Source organism: Brevundimonas sp. (genome assembly GCF_031082345.1).
Lineage (GTDB): Bacteria > Pseudomonadota > Alphaproteobacteria > Caulobacterales > Caulobacteraceae > Brevundimonas.
The window spans coordinates 1-1,654 of the sequence record NZ_JAVHLH010000387.1; the positions used below are offsets into that span (position 1 = coordinate 1).

3 protein-coding genes and 1 pseudogene are annotated in these 1,654 nt (G+C 63.8%); all 4 read left to right on the plus strand.

Translation table 11 applies throughout. From position 1 onward, the window contains the following. A partial coding sequence (locus RDU12_RS15605; RefSeq protein ID WP_308685579.1) for a carboxyl transferase domain-containing protein occupies window positions 1-680 on the plus strand: 680 nt, incomplete at its 5' end. Window positions 681-689: 9 nt separating this feature from the next. Further along, the gene (locus RDU12_RS15610; RefSeq protein WP_300290045.1) at window positions 690-1,310 is read left to right on the plus strand and encodes a hypothetical protein; all 621 of its coding nucleotides are present in this window, start codon (window positions 690-692) and stop codon (window positions 1,308-1,310) included. Then, entirely contained in the window at window positions 1,307-1,465 is a 159-nt protein-coding gene (locus tag RDU12_RS15615) for a hypothetical protein (RefSeq protein WP_300290044.1), read from the plus strand. Before RDU12_RS15610 ends, RDU12_RS15615 begins: the two co-directional genes overlap by 4 nt. Further along, window positions 1,462-1,654 (plus strand): annotated as a pseudogene (locus RDU12_RS15620) (phosphotyrosine protein phosphatase); the annotation flags it as partial. The gene RDU12_RS15615 and the pseudogene RDU12_RS15620, both read left to right, overlap by 4 nt.

Here is a 1,654-nt window from a genome sequence, read left to right on the forward strand (position 1 = left end):
AGCTGATCCTGAAGACGGTCGACGAGGCCGAATTCTTCGAGATCGCCCCCGATTTCGCCAAGAACATCGTCACCGGCTTCGGCCGCCTCGACGGCCAGACCGTCGGCGTGGTCGCCAACCAGCCGCAGGTCCTCGCCGGCGTTCTCGACATCGACTCCAGCCGCAAGGCCGCCCGGTTCGTGCGCTTCTGCGACGCCTTCGACATCCCGCTGGTGACCTTCGTCGACGTCCCCGGCTTCATGCCCGGCACGCGTCAGGAGTACGGCGGCCTGATCAAGCACGGCGCCAAGCTGCTGTTCGCCTATGCCGAGGCCACGGTGCCCAAGCTGACCGTCATCACCCGCAAGGCCTATGGCGGCGCCTATGACGTGATGAGCTCCAAACACCTGCGCGGCGACGTCAACTACGCCTGGCCCTCGGCCGAGATCGCCGTCATGGGCGCCAAGGGCGCGGTCGAGATCATCTTCCGCAAGGAGGCCGGCGACCCCGAGGCCCTCGCCGCCCGCGAGGCCGAGTACAAGGCGAGGTTCGCCAATCCGTTCGTAGCGGCGGGGCTCGGCTATATCGACGACGTGATCATGCCGCACGGGACCCGGCGCCGGCTGATCAAGGCGCTACGGACGCTGAAGAACAAGCAGCAGGAGAACCCGTGGAAGAAGCACGATAATATTCCGCTGTAGGGGGACACGATGGACGCACTGCAGCAGTCGGAGATGTGGTCAGCCGGTGCCCGCTTGACCCACCTCTTCGACTGGACCGCGATCGGAGCGGTCCTGATTTTCCTCACACTGCTGCAGGCGGTTTGGTTGGGAGCAACCAGTTCCCGGCGGTTCGAAGCCCAACAAAGCGTGGTGCTCAAATACATTCGGGCGCAGCTAATGAGCCTGAGTATCGTCGAGAAAATATCGGTCGGGGCGCTCAAGAGCGGCGTTCCGCTCCACGAACTCTCGTCGCTTTCGATGATTGTAGAGCTTGAGAGAAGTTTCTCTCGCATCGACCCGATGAGCCTACCGACCTCGGCAAGCATGGAGGCGGTTGAACAGTCGCGGAGCGCTCTGTTTACCCTCAGAGGCCTCTATGACCCGGACGCGGAAGATCGCGCCCTCCTTGAGGTGCTGATCCCTTTCACTTCCGACTACACCAAATACGCTATCGCCCGCATTGAGCGCGAGATTGAGGACCGACATCCCGTGCTCATTTTCAGGCTGTTTCGCCAGATTACCCGCGGGCCAGGTCCATCCCGGCCGGAGACGTTTCTTGGCCAATCGATGAGGAAAGCAGGGCTCTCCTCAGTTGTCGCTGATCATTGACCAACCTCCTCTTCCTCTGCGCCCGCAACCGCCTCCGCTCCCCCACGGCCGAGCGGGTCTTCGCCTCGCGCCCCGGCGTCGAGACCGCCTCCGCCGGCCTGGCGCCCGATGCGGAGGAGCCGGTCACGCCCGATCCCGGATCAGGTCCGGGATGACGAACCTCGACCAGGCCGACCTGATCTTCGTCATGGAGCGCGCCCACCGCGCCAAACTCCAGCGCCGCTTCAAACCGCACCTGAAGGGCAAGCGCGTCATCTGCCTCGACATCCCCGACGACTACGATTTCATGCAGCCGGAGTTGGTGGCCTTGCTGGAGCGGAAGGTCGCCCGCTTCCTTCTCCCCT